General features: G+C 67.1%; 21 protein-coding genes. 15 read left to right on the plus strand and 6 right to left on the minus strand.

The genetic code is table 11. The features are described 5' to 3' along the window. Positions 1-353: 353 nt before the first annotated feature. A complete protein-coding gene (locus IU459_RS20035; RefSeq protein ID WP_195131062.1) occupies positions 354-1355 on the minus strand; it encodes a sigma-70 family RNA polymerase sigma factor in 1002 nt (333 codons plus the stop codon). Between the two features lie 179 nt (positions 1356-1534). On the opposite strand from IU459_RS20035, the gene IU459_RS20040 reads away from it, so the two are divergent. Next, positions 1535-1954 carry a VOC family protein gene (locus IU459_RS20040; RefSeq protein WP_195131063.1) on the plus strand — a complete coding sequence of 140 codons (420 nt, stop codon included), beginning with the start codon at positions 1535-1537 and terminating at the stop codon, positions 1952-1954. A 117-nt stretch (positions 1955-2071) separates the two neighbouring features. On the opposite strand, the gene IU459_RS20045 is transcribed toward IU459_RS20040, so the two are convergent. Beyond that, entirely contained in the window at positions 2072-2854 is a 783-nt protein-coding gene (locus tag IU459_RS20045) for a crotonase/enoyl-CoA hydratase family protein (protein WP_195131064.1), read from the minus strand. A gap of 60 nt (positions 2855-2914) precedes the next feature. Here IU459_RS20045 and IU459_RS20050 point away from each other — a divergent pair, with 60 nt between their 5' ends. Both IU459_RS20050 and IU459_RS20055 read left to right on the plus strand, forming a co-directional pair. Beyond that, a complete protein-coding gene (locus IU459_RS20050; protein WP_195131108.1) occupies positions 2915-4564 on the plus strand; it encodes an acyl-CoA synthetase in 1650 nt (549 codons plus the stop codon). Positions 4565-4674: 110 nt separating this feature from the next. After that, the gene (locus IU459_RS20055) at positions 4675-5262 is read left to right on the plus strand and encodes a TetR/AcrR family transcriptional regulator (protein ID WP_195131065.1); all 588 of its coding nucleotides are present in this window, start codon (positions 4675-4677) and stop codon (positions 5260-5262) included. Between the two features lie 208 nt (positions 5263-5470). Here IU459_RS20055 and IU459_RS20060 read toward each other — a convergent pair whose 3' ends face one another. The 4 genes from IU459_RS20060 to IU459_RS20075 form a co-directional block, all read right to left on the minus strand. Beyond that, a complete protein-coding gene (locus tag IU459_RS20060) occupies positions 5471-5908 on the minus strand; it encodes a type II toxin-antitoxin system VapC family toxin (protein ID WP_324198945.1) in 438 nt (145 codons plus the stop codon). Further along, a complete protein-coding gene (locus IU459_RS20065) occupies positions 5898-6137 on the minus strand; it encodes an AbrB/MazE/SpoVT family DNA-binding domain-containing protein (protein WP_195131066.1) in 240 nt (79 codons plus the stop codon). Before IU459_RS20065 ends, IU459_RS20060 begins: the two co-directional genes overlap by 11 nt. A gap of 130 nt (positions 6138-6267) precedes the next feature. After that, positions 6268-7371: an acyl-CoA dehydrogenase family protein gene (locus IU459_RS20070; protein WP_195131067.1), complete on the minus strand. Its 1104-nt coding sequence runs from the start codon at positions 7369-7371 to the stop codon at positions 6268-6270. 20 nt (positions 7372-7391) lie between these two features. Next, a complete protein-coding gene (locus IU459_RS20075) occupies positions 7392-8585 on the minus strand; it encodes an acyl-CoA dehydrogenase family protein (protein WP_195131068.1) in 1194 nt (397 codons plus the stop codon). 209 nt (positions 8586-8794) lie between these two features. On the opposite strand from IU459_RS20075, the gene IU459_RS20080 reads away from it, so the two are divergent. The 12 genes from IU459_RS20080 (at position 8795) to IU459_RS20135 (ending at position 20493) form a co-directional block, all read left to right on the plus strand. Beyond that, a complete protein-coding gene (locus IU459_RS20080; RefSeq protein WP_195131069.1) occupies positions 8795-8983 on the plus strand; it encodes a ferredoxin in 189 nt (62 codons plus the stop codon). Positions 8984-9026: 43 nt separating this feature from the next. After that, complete coding sequence (locus IU459_RS20085) at positions 9027-9929, plus strand: 3-oxoacyl-ACP reductase (protein ID WP_195131070.1); 903 nt, start codon at positions 9027-9029, stop codon at positions 9927-9929. Between the two features lie 294 nt (positions 9930-10223). Further along, the gene (locus IU459_RS20090) at positions 10224-10988 is read left to right on the plus strand and encodes an MlaE family ABC transporter permease (RefSeq protein ID WP_067467293.1); all 765 of its coding nucleotides are present in this window, start codon (positions 10224-10226) and stop codon (positions 10986-10988) included. Positions 10989-10992: 4 nt separating this feature from the next. Continuing rightward, entirely contained in the window at positions 10993-11844 is an 852-nt protein-coding gene (locus tag IU459_RS20095; RefSeq protein WP_195131071.1) for an MlaE family ABC transporter permease, read from the plus strand. Positions 11845-11891: 47 nt separating this feature from the next. Then, complete coding sequence (locus IU459_RS20100) at positions 11892-13064, plus strand: MCE family protein (protein WP_228838220.1); 1173 nt, start codon at positions 11892-11894, stop codon at positions 13062-13064. Then, positions 13061-14089 (plus strand): MCE family protein, encoded by a 1029-nt coding sequence (locus IU459_RS20105; RefSeq protein ID WP_195131073.1) that lies wholly within the window; start codon positions 13061-13063, stop codon positions 14087-14089. Before IU459_RS20100 ends, IU459_RS20105 begins: the two co-directional genes overlap by 4 nt. After that, positions 14086-15147 (plus strand): MCE family protein, encoded by a 1062-nt coding sequence (locus tag IU459_RS20110; RefSeq protein ID WP_195131074.1) that lies wholly within the window; start codon positions 14086-14088, stop codon positions 15145-15147. Before IU459_RS20105 ends, IU459_RS20110 begins: the two co-directional genes overlap by 4 nt. Before the next feature lie 79 nt (positions 15148-15226). Further along, the gene (locus IU459_RS20115) at positions 15227-16492 is read left to right on the plus strand and encodes an MCE family protein (RefSeq protein ID WP_195131075.1); all 1266 of its coding nucleotides are present in this window, start codon (positions 15227-15229) and stop codon (positions 16490-16492) included. After that, positions 16489-17739: an MCE family protein gene (locus tag IU459_RS20120; RefSeq protein WP_228838181.1), complete on the plus strand. Its 1251-nt coding sequence runs from the start codon at positions 16489-16491 to the stop codon at positions 17737-17739. The genes IU459_RS20115 and IU459_RS20120 overlap by 4 nt, the downstream gene beginning before the upstream one ends. Then, entirely contained in the window at positions 17736-19148 is a 1413-nt protein-coding gene (locus tag IU459_RS20125) for an MCE family protein (protein WP_195131076.1), read from the plus strand. The genes IU459_RS20120 and IU459_RS20125 overlap by 4 nt, the downstream gene beginning before the upstream one ends. Continuing rightward, positions 19145-20002, plus strand: a complete 858-nt coding sequence (locus IU459_RS20130; RefSeq protein WP_195131077.1) for a hypothetical protein — start codon at positions 19145-19147, stop codon at positions 20000-20002. The genes IU459_RS20125 and IU459_RS20130 overlap by 4 nt, the downstream gene beginning before the upstream one ends. Further along, on the plus strand, positions 19999-20493 hold the full coding sequence (locus IU459_RS20135; RefSeq protein WP_228838182.1) for a h domain protein: 495 nt from the start codon (positions 19999-20001) through the stop codon (positions 20491-20493). Before IU459_RS20130 ends, IU459_RS20135 begins: the two co-directional genes overlap by 4 nt. The last annotated feature ends 29 nt before the right edge of the window (positions 20494-20522 follow it).

The raw sequence follows: 20522 nt of genomic DNA on the forward strand, positions 1-20522 counted from the left end.
CTACCACGGTATTCCTCCCGGGCAGTGCCGGGCGCGTCGGGTGCCGTACCCGGCTTACCTCCCGCGGTTGGTCGCAACCCGTCGGCTTCCAGCGTGGTCAACCGGCTGTGGTTGCGTTCAGAAATCCAAGTGAGGGAGCTTTCGTGGATCGGCGGTAGTCATATGGTGGCTGGCCCGCCCCCTCGAGCCGCCATTTGACTCCGCTCGATGCTCCAGTTCGACAATGCGACTACAGCGTTGACGGATTTGGCGAGGTTTGAGTGGAAGCGCGGTCGGGTTGTGGATTCGGTAGTGAAATGGCGGCTCGGACTTTGATATCCGGGCCGCCATTTCTCCGGGTCAACTCACGCTGGTCAGCTGACCGGCTCGCGGAGTTCGGGGGCGAGGCCGAACAGCGGGAACAGCTTTTCGGTGTCGAGGAAGAAGTTCAGACCGGCGATGGTGTCGCCGTCGAGTTCCAGCACCGTGATCGACCACGGCACCCACACGCCCGGCTCGGCGCCTGGCTTGTAATGGCCGAAGGCGGGCAGGCCGTTGGCGCCTGCCAACCGGACCAGTCGCGAGTCGCGGCAGGCGCTTCCGGTGCCGAGCATGAACGCGGCCACGTTCTCCGGGCCGGAGATCCACAGCTCGATCGGCGGCATGGAGAGTGCAACATCCTGTTTCAGCAGGGACGTCAGCGTGTCCATGTCGTAGGCCTCGAACGCCTTGACGAAGTTGTCCACCAGTCGGCGCTGGTCCTCGTCGGTCTCGTCGTAGCTGTCGGTGGCCGCCGGCTGGACCTTGGACATGGTCGCCCGCGCCCGCTGCAGCGCGCTGTTCACCGACGCGGGTGACATGGTGAGCGCCTCGGCGGTCTCGCTGGCGGAGAACCGCAGGACCTCGCGCATGATCAGGATGGCGCGCTGGGTGGCGGGCAAGTGCTGGCAGGCGGCGACGAAGGCCAGGCGCAGGGTGTCCTTGGCGCTGGCGTGCTCGGCCGGATCGGCGCCGAAGGCGAGCGCGTTCGGGATGGGCTCGATCCAGACGTAATCCGGCTGCGGCGCCGGTAGCGGCGATTCCGGCCGCGACGGGCCGGACAGATCCATCGGCCGTGCCCTGCGCTGCGGGCCGTCGAGCATGTCCAGGCAGACGTTCGTCGTGATCTTGTACAGCCAGGACCGGAGGCTGGCCCGGCCCTCGAAGGAGGCATAGGACTTCCACGCGCGGGTGAAGGTCTCCTGCACCGCGTCCTCCGCTTCGAAGGACGAGCCGAGCATACGGTAGGCGTACGCGCACAGCTCTCTGCGATGGGTCTCGAACGAGGCGAGCACATCGGGAGCGAGGCCCGCGGTGGAGCCGGGCGAGTCGTTCATGGGTGCCACCCTGCCACAGGCCACCGACACAAAACAGGTCTCGAAGCTCGAGACGCGCACAGATCAAGATCATTAAACCTGTTCGGTGTGTGGCACGGGTCACCGAGCGGTGCGATGAGTTTTTCTGTGGTGGCCCGTCATATCGAGTGACACGAACGGATGCTCGAAAGGACGAGGCCATGAGCAGCAAGATGATCTTCATCAATCTCCCCGTCGACGACCTGGACCGGTCGAAGGCCTTCTACGAGGCGCTGGGCTGGAAGGTCAACCAGGAGTTCACCGACGACAACGCCGCCTGCATCGTGGTCGACGACAACATCTGCCTGATGCTGCTCACCAAGGATTTCTTCACCACCTTCAGCAAGCGGCCGCTGGCCGACACGAAGGCGGCGATCAATGCCGCGTACGCGCTGTCGCTCGGCAGCGCCGCGGAGGTCGACAATCTCACCGCCGCCGCGCTCGCCGCGGGCGCGACCGAAGAGGTGAACGAGGACAAGCGCGCACAGGAGGCGCAGGTCGGCATGCACGGCCGCACGTTCATCGACCCCGACGGCCACCAGTGGGAGCCGTTCTGGATGGACTACCCGGGCAGCAACTGAGTCCGGCGAGGGGTCGCCCCCGATGTGTGCGTAGTGGTCGGTGTGTGCGCGGTGGTCGGTGTGTGCGCACTGGTCGGTTGCGCGCGCATCGGGGGCGTTGCGCTTTCGCCAGGTTTTTCAGTTCCCGGTGAAAGTGGGCTTACGCTTTTCCGCGAACGCTTTGGGGCCTTCTTTGGCATCGGCCGAGCGGAACACCGCCATGCCGAGCTTGGCGTCGATCTGGAACGCGTCCTCTTCCGGCATGGCCTCGGTCTCCCGGATGGTGCGCAGGATGGCCTGCACCGCGAGGGGGCCGTTGGCGGCGATCTGCCCGGCGAGTTCGAGCGCCTTGTCCAGCGCAGTTCCGTCTGGCACCACGTGCCCGATCAGGCCGATCTCCTTGGCCTCCGCCGCCGTGATGTGCCGGCCGGTGAGCAGGATGTCCGCCGCGACGGTGTAAGGAATCTGGCGGACCAGTCGCACCGCCGAGCCGCCCAGCGGGAACAGGCCCCAACGCGCTTCGGACACACCGAATTTCGCGCTCTCCCCGGCCACGCGGATGTCGGTGCCCTGCAGGATCTCGGTGCCGCCCGCGATGGCCGGGCCCTCGACCGCCGCGATCAGGGGCTTGGTGAGCCTGCGGCCCTTCAGCAGTGCTTCGAGTTTGGCCGGATTCCAGCCGCCGCCCTCGATGGTGTCTCCGGGATGTGCGGAGGTCATGCCCTTGAGATCGGCGCCGGCGCAGAACGCGCCGCCCGCGCCGGTCAGGATCGCCACCCGGATGTCCGGATCGTTGTCCACCTGGTCCCAGGCGTCACGCATGATCGCCATCATCTCCGCCGACAGCGCGTTGCGCGCCTCGGGCCGGTTCATGGTGACGATGAGGACATGGTCGCGCTTCTCGACGAGGCAGTGCGGCATTGCTGATTCTCCTGACTTCGAGCCTTGTCAGAAACAGTAACACGTTCTATTTTTAAGGCTGTGAGCTACAACATAGCGGACCTTGTCGAACACGCCATCGACCTGATGCCCGACCGCGTCGCGCTGGCCGACGACGGCCGCGAGGTCACCTACGCCCAGTTGGAGGAGCGCGCCAATAAACTCGCTCACTACCTGCAAGAACAGGGAGTCCAGCCGGGCGACAAGGTGGGCATCTACTCACGCAACACGATCGAGGCCGTCGAGGCCATGGTCGCGATCTTCAAGGCGCGCGCCGTGATGATCAACGTGAACTACCGATATGTCGAGAACGAGTTGCAATATATCTTCGACAATTCGGACATGGTCGCGCTGATCCACGAGCGTCGCTACAGCGACAAGGTCGCCGCGGTTCGTGCGAACACCCCGAAGCTGCGCACGGTCATCGTCGTGGACGACGATACGACCGGGACGATTCCCACCGCAGCGGATTCGGTGGAATACGAGGCGGTGATCGCGCAGTCCTCGGGTGAGCGCGACTTCGGCGAACGCTCCCCGGACGACCTCTACATGGTCTACACCGGCGGTACCACCGGCATGCCCAAGGGCGTGATGTGGCGCCAGGAGGACGTGTGGCGGGTGCTCGGCGCAGGCATCAACTTCATCACCGGCGAATACGTCCAGGACGAATGGGAATTGGCGAAGGTCGGCGCAGGCAGCCCGCCGATGGTGCGGTTCCCGATTCCGCCGATGATCCACGGCGGCGCGCAGTGGGCGACGTTCCACAGCCTGTTCGGCGGCGGCAAGACCGTGATGATCCCGGAGTTCTCCGGGCACGGCGTGTGGCGGGCCGTCGACCAGCACAAGATCAACCTCATTTTCATCACCGGCGACGCGATGGCGCGCCCGATGCTGGACGCCCTGATCGAGGGCAACCCGGAAACCGCTGAGCCTTACGACCTTTCGAGCCTGTATGTGATGGCCAGCAGTGCGGCGCTGTTCTCGCCCGCGCTCAAGGACCAATTCCTCGAACTGTTGCCCAACCGGATGATCTCCGATTCGATCGGCTCCTCGGAGACCGGTTTCGGCGGTATCTCCATCGTGGCCAAGGGCGCGACGCACACCGGAGGCCCCCGAGTGAAGATCGACGCCTCCACCGAGGTGCTCGACGAGGACGGCAATCCGGTGCAGCCCGGCTCCGGGAAGGTCGGCATCCTGGCGCGGCACGGGCACATCCCGCTCGGCTACTACAAGGACGAAGCGAAGACCGCGGCGACGTTCAAGGAGTTCAACGGGATTCGCTATGCCATCCCCGGCGATTTCGCCAGGGTCGAGGAAGACGGCACGGTCACGATGCTCGGCCGCGGTTCGGTCAGCATCAACAGCGGCGGCGAGAAGATCTACCCCGAGGAGGTCGAGGGCGCGCTCAAGTCGCACCCGGAGATCTTCGACGCGCTCGTGGTCGGCATCGAGGACGAACGCTGGGGCCAGCGGGTGGTCGCGGTCGTGCAATGCCGCGGCGAGAGCCGGCCGACGCTCGAAGAACTGCGCCCATTGCTCACCAAGGAAATCGCCCCTTACAAACAGCCCCGCAGTCTCTGGTTCGTCGACGAGATCAAGCGATCCCCGGCGGGCAAGCCCGACTACCGCTGGGCCAAGGAGCAAACCCAGGCCCGTCCCGCGGACGACCACGCGGAGGCCGGCGCCAAGTAGAAACCCGCGACCGCGCGGGCCGCACGTCGCGGCCGAGGCCAACGTTTGTTGGCATAAATCGGGCAGCACGCCTCGGACTAAGTCAACGGTTGTTGGCCTACACTTGTCGCATGACTGCCGAACCTGATCAGGCTCCCGCCCGCCGGTCGGACGCAACCCGGGCGGCGATCCTCGCGGCCGCCCGCGCCCGCTTCGCCGCCGAAGGTTTCCGCAAAGCGACCATCCGCGCCATCGCCGCCGACGCGGCCATCGACCCGTCCATGGTCATGCGGTATTTCGGCAGCAAAGACGGCCTGTTCGCGGCCGCGGTCGACATCCACCTGGACCTGCCGGATCTGGGCGCCGCCGAACCGGACGCCTTGGGGGAATCGCTGATCCGCCGATTCTTCGCGGTCTGGGAGGAGGAGCCCAACAGCGAAGTGCTGCTGACCCTGCTGCGCTCGTCGATCACCGACGACGCGGTCGGCGAACGCTTTCGCGCGGTCTTCGCCGAGCAGGTGCTGCCCGCCGTCCTGCGCTTCGGAGATCCCGCCGACGCCCCGCGCCGGGGCGGTCTGATCGTCACGCAACTGCTCGGCCTCGCACTGTGCCGCTACGTGCTGCGCCTGCCACCGGTCGTCGCACTGACCCGCGAGCAGATCATCGCCGATATCGCGCCTACCCTCCAGCGCTATTTGACGTCGGCTCCGGCCGGCTGAGATCCGAACGGTGCAAAGCAGTTCGCGCGGCATCCGCGCGGCATCATTGAGTGATGGTTGGTCTGAACGTTCGCTTTCGGAGGAGGAGCCGGTTGCCCTGTGCGCACACCGACCTGGAAGGCCAGAGCATGTTCGATGAGGCCGCCGATCACGTTTTGCAAGTCAGTGAGGAGTTGAGCCTGAGGCTGGCCTGATGAATCCTGCCGAGTCAGGGAGTGGGTGCGATCAGCTCGACGGTCGGGAAGTAGCCGCGGTATCGCGCGACGTCCCGGGTCAGTAATCGGTAGCCCGCCATCGCGGCATGTGCTCCGATGTAGAAGTCGGGCATCGGAGAACGCTTCTCACCGCTGTTGCGCCGATAGCGCTGAAACGCCTTGCCGGCAAGGAAGCCCGCCCGAAACGGCAGCGCTTCGCGCTCGAACTCGTCGGAGGGGAGCAGATAATCCAGTTCTTCGACTGCGTCGTACCCGACCGAGACCTCGGCGTAAATGATCGGATTGATGACGACCCGACCCGAATCCAGTGCTTCGGTGATTTGCTGCGCCGACCATTCCGCCCAGCGCTTGTCATTGGTCATCACGTCGAGCAAGACGCAGGAGTCGACCAGAACAGCAGGTCCACCGATTGGCGTCAGGCTACTCGCCACGAAGCAGGTCCATTATTTGGTCGGTGCTCATGCCGTCGATGTCCCTGCTGTCCGCCGTACCGCGCAGTCGCCGGACGAGACGTTGGCCTCGGGTCGAGGCGCCTTCGGCTCGCACGATCCGCAACGCGCCATCGACTTCGATGATCTCCACGTCGTCGCCTTCGTGGAGATTGTGCTTGGCTCGAAGGTGGGCAGGAATCGTCACCTGGCCCTTGCTGTTCAGCAGCATCCCAACCTCCTTAGTGCCCGGTATTCGTAATAACTGTAATACGTAATACGCTCGCGTGCAGCAAGAAATTCGGCGGACTGGACACGGTAGTCGGCCCCCGTGGTAGCGGGCCGACTCGGTGATGTCCCGGTCAGGCCGGGGTTCCGGCCAAGAGCGCGCCGAGTGCGCGCAGGTGGTCGGTGCCCGTGCCGAGGGCGAACTCGTTGTGTTTGGCGGCGGTGAAGTAGTTGTGCACGATGTGGTCGCGGTCGATGCCGACGCCGCCGTGCACGTGGACGACGGTGTGCGCGACGCGGTGACCCGCGTCGGCGGCCCAGAACTTGGCGGTGTGCACCGCCTGCGCCGCGGGCAGGTCCTCCGACAGCAGCCACGCGGCCTGGGTCGTCGTCAGGCGCAGGCCTTGGACGTCGATGTAGGCGTCGGCGAGCCGCTGGGCGACGGCTTGGAAACTGCCGACCGCCTTGCCGAACTGCTCTCGCTCCCTGGCGTATTCGGCGACCAGTTCGAGCGCGCGTTCCAGGGTGCCCAGCTGCACGGCGCTCAGTCCGAGCCAGGCGCGGGCGAGAATCCAGTCGAGGATCTCCGCGCCGTCCGCGACGGAGCCGACCAATTCACCGGGGGTATCGGTGAATTCGACCGCGAACTCGGGGCTGCGATCGACGACCTGCTGCGCCGTCACCGTCGCCGCCGCCGGATCGACCAGGAAGACGGCGGTGGCGCCGGAGATCGTGGCGGGTACCAGAATTCGCTCGGCGCGGTTGGCGTAGGGCACGGTGGTCTTGGCGCCGGTCAGCCGCCATCCTTCGCCGGTCTCGACCGCGGTGGTGGTCGGCGCGGCGGGTTCCCAGTTCCGCTCCTCGGCCAGAGCCGCGGTGAGGATGATCCGGCCCGCGCCGGCCTGGGTGGCCAGAGCCTGTTGCGCCGCATCACCGAAGCGGGCCAGCGCGCCCGCGCCGAGGACGATCGACCACAAGTAGGGCACGGCCGCGACATGCTTGCCCAGCTCGCGCAGGATGGCGGTCTGCTCGAGCGGCCCCAGGTCGCTGCCGCCGACCGACTCGGGCAGCGCCGCCGCGAGCACGCCGGTCTCGGCGAGTGAACTCCACAGCGGCTGGTCGAATCGCTCGTCCGCGGTATCGAGTTCGCGCAACCGGTCGGCGGTGACCAGCTTGCCGCACACCTCGCCGGTGAGCCGGGCGAGATCCAGTTGGGCTTCGGTGGGGGTGAAATCCATGGTGATCCAGTCGCTTTCGATCAGCGGGCAGCGGCGGGCTGTTTCAGGGCGGTCATGGCGATGATGTCGCGCTGCACCTCGTTGGTGCCGCCGCCGAAGGTCAGGATGAGCGCGGCGCGGTGCATCCGCTCCAGCCGTCCGCGCAGTTCGGCGCCGGGGGAGTCCTGGCGCAGGTACGCCTGCGGACCGAGCACCTCCATGAGCAGCCGGTAGGCCTCGGTGGCCAGCTCGGTGCCGTACACCTTGCAGGTCGAGGCGTCCCACGGCCGCGGAGCCGCGTCGCCGCCCGCGTCGGCCCGGCTGGCGATCTCCCAGTTCAGCAGCTCGAGGTAGTCGACCTTGGCGTGCACCTTGGCCAGGTTGAGCTGCACCCACTCCCGGTCGATCACCCGGGAGCCGTCGCCGGCCTTGGTAGTGCTCGCCCACTCCACGGTCTGGCGCAGCGCCAGCGCCAGCGGCCCCGCGGAAGTCAGCGCCACGCGCTCGTGGTTGAGCTGGTTGGTGATCAGCGCCCAGCCGCCGTTCTCCTGACCGACCAGCGCGCTCGCGGGCACCCGGACGTCCTGGTAGTACGTCGCGCTGGTGTCCGGCCCGGCCATGGTGTGCACGGGGGTCCAGGAGAAGCCCTCGGCGGTGGTCGGCACGATGAGCATGCTGATGCCCTTGTGCTTCCTGGCCGTCGGGTCGGTGCGCACAGCCAGCCAGACATAGTCGGCGTAGGCGATCAGACTGGTCCACATCTTCTGGCCGTTGATCACGTATTCGTCGCCGTCGCGCACCGCGGTGGTGCGCAGACTGGCCAGGTCGGTGCCCGCGCCCGGCTCGGAGTAGCCGATGGAGAAGTGCAGCTCACCGGCCGCGATCTTGGGCAGGAAGAACTTCTTCTGCTCTTCGCTGCCGTAGTGCATGATCGTCGGCGCGACCGAGTTGATGGTCAGGAACGGCACCGGCGCACCCGCGATCGCGGCCTCGTCGGTGAAGATCAGCTGGTCCATGGTCGAGCGGTCCTGGCCGCCGTACTCCTTGGGCCAGCCCAGCGCCAGCCACCCGTCGTGGCCCATCTGCTGGACGACCTCGCGATAGACGTTGCCCTGCCCGTACTCACCGGTCTGCGCGCTGAGCGCCGCCCTGCGCTCGGGGGTGATGAGCCGTGCGAAGTAGTCGCGCAACTCCGCGCGCAGCTGCTCCTGTTGCGGCGTGTACGCAATGCGCATGGAGGTACCTCTTGGGGGATGGTCGGCCGACGGAGCTTGCGGAGTCGGCGGGGTGGGTAGGACCGAGCCTTTGTTCGGATCGGGTTCTCCCGATCATTGCATATTGACTGAAACATGTTCCAGTATTGATGCTGGATCCCTCCGATGGCGGCCCAGTGGAGCGGATCGGCTTGTTAGGCTTCGATCAGAGCGGTGGTAAAGGAGTTGCCATGAAGATCAGTGTCGATCCGGACCAATGCGAAGCGAACGGAATCTGCGTCGGAATCGCCCCCGACGTGTTCGAACTCGATGACGAGGACGTGCTGCACATCGCCGACGCCGACGTGCCGGCCGATCGGCTCGCCGATGTCGAGGACGCGGTCGCGCAGTGCCCCAAGGCGGCGCTGCGGCTGCAGTGAACGACCCTTGCCGTAAGTTGGAACACGTTCTAGAGTCGGCCGCGTGAGCAATGATCTGAGCCTTGCGGGCCGAGTGGCGATCGTGACCGGCGGCGGCGCCGGACTTGGGCGGGCCGAGGCGCTCGCGCTGGCCCGGGCCGGCGCGTCGGTGGTGGTCAACGACCTCACGGAGTCGGACCCGGTCGCGGACACGCTTGCCGAGATTCGCGGCCTGGGCGCCAAGGCGGAATTCGTCGCGGGCAGCATCGCCGAGCGGGCGACCGCCGACGCGTTGATCCGTACCGCCGAGGAATCCTTCGGATCGGTCGACATCGTCGTGAACAACGCGGGCATCACCCGCGACCGCATGCTGTTCAACATGTCCGACGAGGACTTCGACGCGGTGATCGCGGTGCATCTGCGTGGCCACTTCCTGCTGTCGCGCAACGCCGCCGCCTACTGGCGCGGCAAATCCAAGCAGGCGGGCGCCCCGGTCTACGGCAGGCTGGTCAACACCTCCTCGGAGGCGGGCTTGCTCGGCCCGGAGGGGCAGGCCAACTACGGCGCCGCGAAGGCGGGCATCACCGCGCTGACTCTCTCGGCCGCGCGGGCGCTGTCGCGCTACGGCGTGCGGGCCAATGCGATCGCGCCGCGTGCCCGGACCGCGATGACCGAGGCTGTGTTCAGTCCCGCACCGGAGGGCGATGTCGATCCCCTGTCGCCCGCTCACGTGGCCCGGCTGGTGGCCTACCTCGCCTCTCCGGCGGCCGACGCGGTCAATGGGCAGTTGTTCGTCGTCTACGGGGGGATGGTGGCACTCATGGCGGCGCCCGTCGTCGAACGCCGGTTCGACGCGACCGACGGGCAGTGGTCGGCCCGGGATCTGGCCGACACGCTGGGGGGCTACTTCGCCGATCGCCCGTCCGGGCAGACGTTCTCGGCGTCTTCGCTGACCGAGCTGGGGTGACCGGAGGCGGCTTGCCGCCGGTGCGCTGGCTGGTCAGCTGACCAACTGTTGATCGGGGGATCGGCGCTTGGTAGACATAGGGACTGGGTATGTCACGCTTCACAGAGGTGGGATCTTTCTCGGCTGAAACCGGTGTCAAATTTAATATGCCGATTTTTCGAGAAAATGCACTTCAAAAGTGTGAAAAATGCTTCCGGGAACACGGTGAACATGTTCTAATCGTTCCGGCGGTGCGGCCACGGTTGAGATTCGCGCCGTGCGCCGTGTACGTCGGTTGAGCAAGGAGGATCGCGGATGAACCAGGTCCTTGCCGTGCCGTTGCGGGCCGTGGGTGGATTCTTCGAACTCATCGCCGACGTCGCACGTTCCAGTGTGCGCCGCCCCTTTCAATGGCGGGAGTTCATCGACCAGTCCTGGTTCATCGCGCGAGTATCGATCGTCCCGACATTGCTGGTGGCGATTCCGTTCACCGTTCTGGTGAGCTTCACGCTGAACATTCTGTTGCGCGAGATCGGCGCGGCGGATCTGAGCGGCGCGGGCGCGGCATTCGGCTCCGTAACTCAGGTCGGGCCGATCGTCACCGTGCTCATCGTCGCGGGGGCGGGCGCCACCGCGATCTGCGCCGACCTGGGTGCACGCACTATTCGCGAGGAAATAGACGCGATGCGGGTGCTGGGCATCAATCCGGTGCACCGGCTGGTGGTGCCGCGCGTGCTCGCGTCGATGTTCGTGGCGCTGATGCTCAACAGCCTGGTCTGCACGATCGGCATCGTCGGCGGGTTTCTGTTCTCGGTATATCTGCAGGACGTCAACCCCGGCGCGTTCGTCAATGGGATCACGCTGCTCACCCATCTGCCCGAACTCATCATTTCCGAGGTGAAAGCCGGTTTGTTCGGGCTGATCGCGGGGCTGGTCGCCTGTTATCTGGGCCTGAATGTCAAAGGTGGACCCAAGAGTGTCGGTGATGCGGTGAATCAGACCGTAGTCTTCGCTTTCATGGCCCTGTTCGTCGTGAACGTGGTGGTCACCGCCGTCGGCATCAAGTTCACGGCGCGGTGACGCGATGGCCTTTGTTATCGAATCCCGCTTCCCCCGGACCGTTCGGCGCGTACGCCGGATATCGGACTCGCTCGATTCGGTCGGCAAGCATGCCGTGTTCTACGCCCAGGCGCTCGGCTCCATGCCACGGGCGCTGCTGCACTACCGCACCGAGACGATCCGGCTGATCGCCGAGATCAGCATGGGCACCGGAGCTTTGGCGGTCATCGGCGGCACCGTGGTGATCGTCGGATTCCTCACGCTGTTCGCGGGCGGCACCATCGCGGTGCAGGGCTACAGCTCACTGGGCAACATCGGTGTCGAGGCGCTCACCGGCTTCTTCGCGGCGTTCATCAACGTTCGCATCGCGGCGCCTGTCATCTCCGGCATCGGCCTGGCCGCCACCATCGGGGCCGGTTCCACCGCGCAGCTGGGCGCGATGCGGGTGGCCGAGGAGATCGACGCGCTGGAGTCGATGGCGATCCGGCCGGTGCCGTACCTGGTCGGCACCCGCGTGCTGGCCGGGATGATCGCGATCGTCCCGCTCTACGCGCTCGCGGTGATCGCCTCGTTCCTGGCCAGCCGGTTCGCCACGGTCGTGATCTACGGGCAGTCGGCGGGCGTCTACGACCACTACTTCTCGACCTTTCTCATCCCGAGCGACATCCTCTGGTCGTTCGCCCAGGCGATCTTCATGGCCTTGGCCGTCATGTTGATTCACACCTACTACGGCTACAACGCCGCGGGCGGACCGGTCGGCGTCGGTGTCGCGGTAGGCAATGCGGTGCGCGCCTCGCTGGTCGCGGTGGTCACGGTGACCCTGCTGATCTCGCTGGCCATCTACGGCACCTCCGGCAACTTCCATCTCTCCGGATAAGCGACATGGCGGAATCGAAGCAAACCGAAAGCCGCTTCCTGCGGGCGATGCGCGGCGGGCTCGGGCTGAAACTCGCCGGGGCCGCGATGGTGCTCGCGCTGGTCGCGATCGTGGCGGTCTCGTTGGTCATGTTCGTCGGCGGGTTCACCTCCACGGCCACCGTGACGGTGGACGCGCCGCGTAGCGGCCTGGTCCTCGACCCGGACGCCAAGGTGAAGATCCGCGGTGTGGAGATCGGCCGCGTCGCGTCCGTCGACAACACCGCCGAGGGCGCCACACTGAAACTGGCCCTCGATCCGGAATTGCTGAAGCTGGTGCCGTCCAACGCGGCCGTCGACATCAGGTCCACTACCGTGTTCGGCGCGAAGTACGTCAATTTCATTGTCCCCGAGCAGCCTTCGCCCATCCCGATGCGGCCGGGCGCGACCGTGACGGCGCAGCGGGTGACCGTCGAGTTCAACACGCTGTTCCAGCATCTGTCCGACGTGCTCGCCAAGATCGAGCCGGAGAAGCTCAACGCGACGCTGTCCGCGCTGGGCACCGCGTTGCAGGGCCGGGGACAGAAGCTGGGCGACCTGCTCGCGCAGAGCGACGCCTACCTGCGCGACATCAACCCGTACCTGCCCACGCTGCAACAGGACCTGGCCAAGACCAGCGACGTCACCAACCTGTACGCGGACACGGTGAACGACCTGCTGCGCACGGTGAACAACGCGACCGTCACCGGCAACACCCTGGTCGAGGAGCAGCGCAGTCTGGACAACGTGCTGGTGAACCTCATCGGGCTGGCCGACACCACCGGTTCGGTGCTGCGCGAGAACGAGAGCCAGCTCGTCACGGCGCTCGATCTGCTGCGCCCGACCACCGGACTGCTCGACGAGTACGCGCCCGCGCTCTACTGCCTGATCGGCGGCCTCGGCAAGGCGCTCCCGATGGGCGAGGCGGTCTTCGGCGGCCTGCAAGAAGGCGTCGCGCTGAACACCGGCTTCATGTACGGCGCCAAGCCCTACACCTATCCGGAGGACCTGCCCAAGGTCAACGCGACCGGCGGCCCGCGCTGCGAAGGGCTGCTGGACCGGGTGCCGGGCAGCCACTCGAACTATGTCGTCACCGATACCTCGGAAGGCCTGGTGTACACACCGTCGACCACGCTGACGGTGAATCCGCCGAAGATCTTCCAGATCCTGTTCGCCGGAATGCCGGGGGTGCCGCGTACGTGAAAAACACCGCGACAACCGTCAAATTGGCCATTTTCACCCTGGTGATGACGCTGGTCTTCGCCGGCCTCGCGGTCGTGTTCAGCCAGGTGCGCTTCGCGCGGGAGCACGGCTACCACGCCGTGTTCACCAGCTCCTCCGGCATGCTGCCCGGCGCGAAGGTGCGCATCGCCGGTGTGCCGGTCGGGTCGGTCACCTCGGTGAAGGTCGGCAAAGACTATCTGGCGCATGTCGAGTTCGACGTCGACCGCAAGTATCGGCTGCTCACCAGCACGCGCGCGGCGGTCAAGTACGAGAACCTGGTCGGCGACCGCTATCTCGAGCTGTCCGAGGGGCCCGGCTCCAATCGGGTGCTGCAACCGGGCGGCATCATCCCGAAGGAACAGACCGCGCCCGCACTGGATCTGGACATGCTGCTCGGCGGGTTCCGGCCGCTGCTGCGCGGCTTGGACCCCGGGCAGGTGAACGACCTGACCAACGCGCTGTTGCAGATCTTCCAGGGGCAGGGCGGCACGCTGGTGGCGCTGCTCAACAGCGGCGGCTCGTTCGCCAAGACGCTGGCGGATCGGGACGCGCTGATCGGCAGCGTGATCGACAACCTGAACACCGTCTTGCGGACCATCGATGAGCGCGGTGACCAATTCGCCACGACCATCGCCGAATTGCAGCGGCTGATCAGTGGATTGGCCGCCGATCGGGATCAGATCGGCGACGCGATCCCGCGGATCGCGGGCGCCACCGGCGACCTCACCGACCTGCTCGCCCAGGCCCGCCCCGACCTCCAGGGCACCATCGAGCAGACCGGACGACTGGCCACCAACCTCGACGCCGGGTCCGACACCGTCCAGTGGGTGCTGGAGCGGCTGCCGACGACCTATCGCCAGCTGATCCGGATCGGCTCATACGGCTCCTTCCTCCAGCTCTATGTCTGCCAGACCAACTTCCTGGTGGACGGCCCGAACGGACAGACGATGAAGATCAACATGCCTGGGGCGCAGACGACCGGAAGGTGCGCGGACGAGCGATGAACGAGCAGCGAAATTCCGCCGTCACCATCGGCATCGTCGGCCTTGTGCTCGCGGTGGCGGTGGCGCTGTCGGCATTGCAATTCGACCGGCTTCCGTTCATCCGCTCCGGCGCCACGTTCACCGCCTACTTCGCTGACGCGGGCGGTTTGGTGCCCGGTGACCCCGTGCAGGTCGCGGGCGTGCGGTCCGGACGGGTCGAAGACGTCAGCTTGGACGGCGCGAAGGTGCTCGTCCGGTTCACCTTGGCGGAGTCGATCGTGCTGGGGGAGAAGACTTCGGCGGCGATCAAGACCAACACGGTGCTCGGGCGCAAGTCGCTGGAGGTGACCCCGTCCGGCCCAGGCGCGTTGCGCGTCGACGACACCATTCCGCTGGACCGAACCACCTCGCCGTATTCGCTCAACGAGGCGCTCAGCGATCTGGCGGGCACGGTGCACGACTTGGACCTGGACCAGGTCGATCGGACCCTCGACGCGCTCTCGGAGACGTTCGCCGACACGCCCGTTCCGCTGCGTTCGGCGCTCGACGGTGTCACCGCACTGTCGCGCAGCATCAACGCGCGCGATGAGGCCCTATCGGATTTGCTGAGGCGTGCGCAGAGCGTGACGAAGATCCTCGCCGACCGGGGCAACCAGATCAACGCGCTGCTGCTGGACGGCAACGAGTTGCTCGGCGAGCTGAATCGGCGGCGCGCCGCGCTCGGTCAGCTGATCGTGTATGTCAATGGACTCGCCCAGCAGCTCTCCGGGCTGGTCGCCGACAACGAGGCACAGCTGAAACCCGCATTGGACAAGCTGAATTCGGTGCTGGCGCTGTTACAGCGGAACAAGCAGAACATCGCCGACGCGCTGGATGGGCTCGGCCCGTTCGCCGCCGCGCTCGGCGAGCAGGTGGGCAGCGGCCCGTACTTCCAGGCGTACGTGGTCAACGCCGCGAGCAAGACGCTGCAGCCGTTGGTGGACGCGCTGGTGTGGCCGCAGCACTTGCCGAACGATCTGCAGAGCTACCTCACGCCGTTCCCCTCGATCGAACCCGCGATACAGGAGCCGCCGCGATGAGTGGGCATTACCCGTCCATCCGCTACCCGTCTCAAGCCGTCGATAGATCGGCCGCGGAGTCGCGTCCGGGGGGATCTGCATGCTGAACGTCGTACGGAAACTGCCCCGCTGGGCGCTGGTGGTGGCCGGTGTGCTGGCCGCCGTGCTGGTGGTCGCCGTCGCGTGGAACGGCATAGCCCGCATCGGAACGACCAAGGTCACGGCCTACTTCCCGTCCACGTCGGGCTTGTACGCGGGCGACGACGTGCGGGTGCTCGGCGTGCAGGTGGGCCGGATCGACGCGATCGAGCCCGGTGCCGACCGGGTGAAGGTGACGATGACGCTCGACCGCGGTGTCGACGTCCCCGCCGACCCGCGGGCGGTGATCATCTCACCTTCGCTGGTCTCCGCGCGGTTCATTCAGCTCGCGCCCGCCTACACCGGCGGCCCGAAGCTGACCGACGGCGGCGTGATCCCCATGGAGCACACCGCGGTGCCGGTGGAGTGGGACGACATCAAGGCGGAGCTGTCCAAACTGGCCACCGCGCTCGGCCCCGTCGGCGACGACAAGCAGGGCTCGTTCGGGCGTTTCGTCGACACCGCCGCCGAGAACCTCGACGGCAACGGCCAGCGGTTCCGCGACACGCTGCGGGAGTTGTCGGCGACCTTGAGCACGTTGTCGGACGGTCGCACCGACCTGTTCGGCACCGTGCGCAACCTGCAGAAGTTCGTCGAGGTGCTCTCGGCGAGCAACGAGCAGATCGTGCAGTTCGGCGGACGGCTGGCGTCGGTGTCCTCGGTGCTGGCCGGCGTCTCGGCGGATCTCGGCGCGGGACTGGACAATCTCGACGCCGCGGTCGCCGACGTGCGCCGGTTCCTGGACAACAGCGGCGCCGAACTCACCGAGGGAGTGCAGCGGCTGGCCGATGCCACCCAGGTGCTCGCCGACAAGCGGCCGGAGCTGGAACGAGTGCTGCACTCCGGTCCGACCGCGCTGGTGAACTTCTATCAGATCTACAAACCGGCTCAGGGCACCTTGACCGGCGCGATCGCCCTGAACAACCCCGCCGACCCGCTCGGCTTCCTGTGCGGCTCGGTCCGCGCGCTGGAGACCAACGACTCCGATCGCAGCGCCGACCTCTGCGCCCAGTACCTGGCGCCGGTGATCAAGAGCTTGAGCATGAACTACGTGCCGATCATGTCGAACGCGGCCAGCGGCGTGACCGCGTTCCCGGAGCAGTTGGTGTACACCGATCCCAGCCTGGCCGATCGGGTGGCGAGCCAGACCCCGGCGCGGCCGCAACCCGCGCCGGTGAGCGTGCCGGACGGCATTGCCGGACTGGCCATCCCGGGAGGAGTGCGATGATGCCGACGCGGCGGATGCGCCGCACCGCCGCCGTCGCGGTGGGGCTGGCGGTGGCGCTCGGTGTTTCCGGTTGCCAATGGGACGGGCTGAACTCGCTGCCGATGCCCGGCACCGAGGGCACCGGGCCGGGGGCCTACCAGGTGCGCATCCAGATGCCGAATGTCACCACGCTGACCAGGAATTCGCCGGTGCGGGTGCACGACGTCACGGTGGGCACGGTCGCGGGAATCGAGGTCGAGGACTGGCACGCGCTGGTCACCGTCTCGCTCAACCCGGACGTGCGGTTGCCCGCCAACGCGGTCGCCAAGATCGGGCAGACCAGTCTGCTCGGGTCCAATCATGTCGAGCTGTCCGCGCCCACCGATCAGCCCCCGGAAGGCGAGCTGAAAGCCGGCGACGTCATTCCGCTGTCGCGGGCCGGGGCCTACCCGACCACCGAGCAGGTGCTGTCCTCGCTGTCGGTGGTGCTCAACGGCGGCGGCGTCGCCCAGCTGGAAACCATTACCCGGGAATTGAATGCCGCGCTCACCGGGCGGGAGGACGCGATCCGGGACCTGCTGCCGCAGCTGAACGAGCTGACCACGAACCTGGACCGCCAGACCGGTGACATCATCGCCGCGATGAGCGGCCTGGACCGCCTCGGCGGACAGCTGGCCCAGCAGCGCGACGTGGTCGCGGCCGCCATCGAACAGATCCATCCGGCGCTGACCGTGCTGGCCGACCGGCGGGCGAACATCACCAGGGCGCTCACCGCGCTGGGCGAATTGAGTGACGTCACGCAGCGGATCATCGACGCAGGCGGCAACGACCTGAAGGCCAACTTGCACAGCCTCGTCCCGGTGCTGCGGTCGCTCTCCGATACCGGCAACAACCTCACCGAGGCGTTGAAGATCCTGGCCACCTTCCCGTTCCCGATGAAGAACCTGGACCACGCCATCAAGGGCGACTACCTGAATCTGTTCATGACGGTGGATATGACCGGGCGGCGGCTGGATTCGAACTTCCTCACCGGCACGCCCCTGGGTGGGCGCTTCGGCGGGGTGGAAGGGGCGCTGGGCAGCTTCGCGCCGGGCACCGCCGCGCAGAACGGTGACCCGGCCACCGGGCCGCTCCAGGCGCCGCCGCCGGTGAACCAGCCCGCTCCGACCATTCCCGGTCTGCCGCCGATACCAGGCCTGCCCGCGATCCCTGGGTTGACCGTGCCCTTGCCGGGCAACACCGCACCGCAAGGGGGGCCGGGACAGTGAAACTCAGTCCGTTCGTCCGTACCCAGCTGATCATCTTCGCCGTGCTCACGGTGATCGGCTTGGTGGTCATGGGCGGGACATACGTGAAGCTGCCCGCGATGTTCGGCATCGGACGCTACGAGGTCACGGTGCAGCTGGCCGCGACCGGGGGTCTCTACCCGACGGCCAACGTCGCCTATCGCGGCACGAATGTCGGTGTGGTGAAGGAAGTCCTGCTGACCCCCGTAGGGGTGGACGCGAAACTGTCCATCGCCAGCGACTACAAGATCCCCGCCGACGTGGACGCCTGGGTGCGCAGCGTGTCCGCGGTCGGCGAGCAGTATGTCGACCTGGTGCCGCCCGAGCGCCGGACGGGCGGAAACCTGCACGACGGCAGCGTGATCCCGGTGGAGCGCACCAAGCTGCCGCAGGACGTCGGCACGCTGCTCGATCAGGCCGACCGGTTGCTCTCCAGCGTCGCCGACACCCGGCTGCGGCAGGTCATCGACGAGGCGTTCCTCGCGTTCAACGGCGCCGGTCCCGACCTGCAGCGGTTCATCGATTCCGCGGCCCTGCTGGTGCAGGAAGCGCAGGCCAACGCCGAACCGACGAAACAGCTCCTCGATCAGATCGGGCCGCTGCTGGACACCCAGACCCGCTCGGATGCCGCGATCCGTTCCTGGACCGCCGATCTGGCGACGGTCACCGATCAACTGCGCGGCCACGACCCCGCACTGCGCGGCGTGCTGAACAAGGGACCGGCCGCGGCGCAGCGGGTGAGCGCGCTGTTCAACGATCTGCGGCCGACACTGCCGCTGCTGCTGGCGAACCTGGTCAGCGTCGGCCAAGTTGGCGTCACGTATCACGCTGGGCTGGAGCAGGTCCTGGTGGTCTACCCGCCACTGGTCGCCGCGCTGCTCACCGCGGTCCGGGGCCCGCTCGAGTACGGCGCATTGGTCGACTTCATGTCGTTGGTCAACGACCCGCCCGCGTGCACCACCGGCTTCCTGCCGCCGGACCAGCGCCGCTCGCCGAGCGAGCTGGACACTCCGGCCACGCCGCCCGGCCTGTACTGCAAAGTGCCGCAGGACGCGCCGGAAGCAGTGCGCGGTATCCGCAACACTCCGTGTGCGGAGGTGCCCGGCGTGCGCGCCCCGACGCCGGAGATGTGCCGGAGCGGGTACTTTCCGGTAGGCAACAACCCGCCCTTCGGGCCGCCGCAGCCGGTCGCCCCCGCGGCCGCACCCCCTGTGGTCGCACCCGCGAGTTACGGTGGCGGTACTCCAGCCGCCGCGCAGGCATACGACCCGGCCACCGGCGTGTACATCGGCGCCGATGGGCGCACATACCGGCAGGGCGATATCGGACCGGGCGGTTCGGGCACGGTACCGTCGAGCTGGCAGGCGATGCTCGAGGAGCAGCAACGATGAGCGATCACAACGGAGAAGGTCACCGCACGCGTCGGCGTGCGGTGCGCTCGGCCGGGCCCCCGGTCGAGGAGACCGCGACCGCGTCGACCACAGACGCGAAGACCTCAGCCGCCGTGGCCCACGGCGCAGGAACCTCTGGCTCCCCGCTGGACAGCGGACCGAGCTTCATTGGCGCGGACCCCTCGACCTCACTGGCGAAACCCGCTTCGCAGGACACGCCCGACTCGGTCGCGCCGAGCGCAGATGTCGCCGCGACATCGGTTGCCAAGGCGAAAACGGAGGCCGATCCGGACGCTGCGGGAGCCGACGCCGAGCAGGACACCGACAAGGACTCGCCGACCGAGAAAGAGGCGGCACAGACGCGGACTCGCGGCGTCGCGCGGATCCTCGCGCTGGCCGCCTCAGCGCTGTTGGTGCTCGCACTCGTGTGCGGCGCGACTGTTTCGGTGTTCGCGATGCGCGCGGCGCACGAACGCGACGAGCGCCGCGCCGAGTACCTGCAGACCGCCAGGCAGGCGATCGTCAACCTCACCACCATCCGGGCCGACTCGGCCAAGCAGGATATCGACCGGATTCTGGCGCTGGCCTCCGGCGAGTTCAAGACCGAGTTCGACGGCCGGGTGGACCCGTTCACCAGCATCGTGCAGCAGGCCAAGGTGGTCTCCAGCGGCGAGATCGTGGAGGCCGCGCTGGAGAGCGATGACGATCGCTCGGCGCGTGTGCTGGTCGCCGCCAAGCAGACGCTCACCAACGCGGGCCAGGCCGAGCCGCAGACCAGGTATTACCGGTTCCGGGTCACCGTCTCCCGCGGCGACTCCGGCCTGACCGTGTCCGATGTGGAGTTCGTGGCATGAACCTGAACGGAATTCGAGGCAGGATCCTGCTCGCGGTGCTCGGCGTCGTGGTCGCGGCGGCCGCGGTCATCGGCGGCGTCAACGGATACCGCTACTGGGACGACCGGCAGGCCGAGCACGCGCGCAAAGACGCCGTCGCCACGGCCAGTCGCACCGTCGAGGCCATGTTCACCTACAGCCCGCAGACCGTGGACACCGACCTGCGGAAGTCGGCCGACAACCTCACCGGCGATTTCCGGGAGGACTACTTGACGCTGATCGACAAGCAGATCGCGCCGGGAGCCAAGGAAAAGCAGCTCACCGTCACCGCAACCACACAGGCGGGCGGTGTCGTCTCCGCCGACCGCTCGCACGCGGTGGTCCTGCTGTTTCTCAACCAGGTCATGACGAGCAAGGACACGCCGCAGGGCACCACCACCGGCAGCCGGGTGCGCGTCAGCTTGGCGAAAACCGACTCACGCTGGTTGGTCGAGGCCGTCACTCCGGTCTGAGCCGCCCGAGAACCAGCTCGAGGGACATG

The organism is Nocardia amamiensis (assembly GCF_015477605.1).
GTDB classification, from domain to species: domain Bacteria; phylum Actinomycetota; class Actinomycetes; order Mycobacteriales; family Mycobacteriaceae; genus Nocardia; species Nocardia amamiensis_A.

Excerpts from the sequence above, each read along its gene's own strand:
- IU459_RS20095 (WP_195131071.1), top strand. The coding sequence starts at position 10,993 with ATGGCCTTTGTTATCGAATCCCGCTTCCCCCGGACCGTTCGGCGCGTA.
- IU459_RS20080 (WP_195131069.1), top strand. The coding sequence starts at position 8,795 with ATGAAGATCAGTGTCGATCCGGACCAATGCGAAGCGAACGGAATCTGC.
- IU459_RS20130 (WP_195131077.1), top strand. The coding sequence starts at position 19,145 with ATGAGCGATCACAACGGAGAAGGTCACCGCACGCGTCGGCGTGCGGTG.
- IU459_RS20120 (WP_228838181.1), top strand. The coding sequence starts at position 16,489 with ATGATGCCGACGCGGCGGATGCGCCGCACCGCCGCCGTCGCGGTGGGG.
- IU459_RS20055 (WP_195131065.1), top strand. The coding sequence starts at position 4,675 with ATGACTGCCGAACCTGATCAGGCTCCCGCCCGCCGGTCGGACGCAACC.
- IU459_RS20090 (WP_067467293.1), top strand. The coding sequence starts at position 10,224 with ATGAACCAGGTCCTTGCCGTGCCGTTGCGGGCCGTGGGTGGATTCTTC.
- IU459_RS20110 (WP_195131074.1), top strand. The coding sequence starts at position 14,086 with ATGAACGAGCAGCGAAATTCCGCCGTCACCATCGGCATCGTCGGCCTT.
- IU459_RS20115 (WP_195131075.1), top strand. The coding sequence starts at position 15,227 with ATGCTGAACGTCGTACGGAAACTGCCCCGCTGGGCGCTGGTGGTGGCC.
- IU459_RS20135 (WP_228838182.1), top strand. The coding sequence starts at position 19,999 with ATGAACCTGAACGGAATTCGAGGCAGGATCCTGCTCGCGGTGCTCGGC.
- IU459_RS20100 (WP_228838220.1), top strand. The coding sequence starts at position 11,892 with ATGCGCGGCGGGCTCGGGCTGAAACTCGCCGGGGCCGCGATGGTGCTC.
- IU459_RS20070 (WP_195131067.1), bottom strand. The coding sequence starts at position 7,371 with ATGGATTTCACCCCCACCGAAGCCCAACTGGATCTCGCCCGGCTCACC.
- IU459_RS20040 (WP_195131063.1), top strand. The coding sequence starts at position 1,535 with ATGAGCAGCAAGATGATCTTCATCAATCTCCCCGTCGACGACCTGGAC.
- IU459_RS20035 (WP_195131062.1), bottom strand. The coding sequence starts at position 1,355 with ATGAACGACTCGCCCGGCTCCACCGCGGGCCTCGCTCCCGATGTGCTC.
- IU459_RS20075 (WP_195131068.1), bottom strand. The coding sequence starts at position 8,585 with ATGCGCATTGCGTACACGCCGCAACAGGAGCAGCTGCGCGCGGAGTTG.
- IU459_RS20065 (WP_195131066.1), bottom strand. The coding sequence starts at position 6,137 with ATGCTGCTGAACAGCAAGGGCCAGGTGACGATTCCTGCCCACCTTCGA.
- IU459_RS20045 (WP_195131064.1), bottom strand. The coding sequence starts at position 2,854 with ATGCCGCACTGCCTCGTCGAGAAGCGCGACCATGTCCTCATCGTCACC.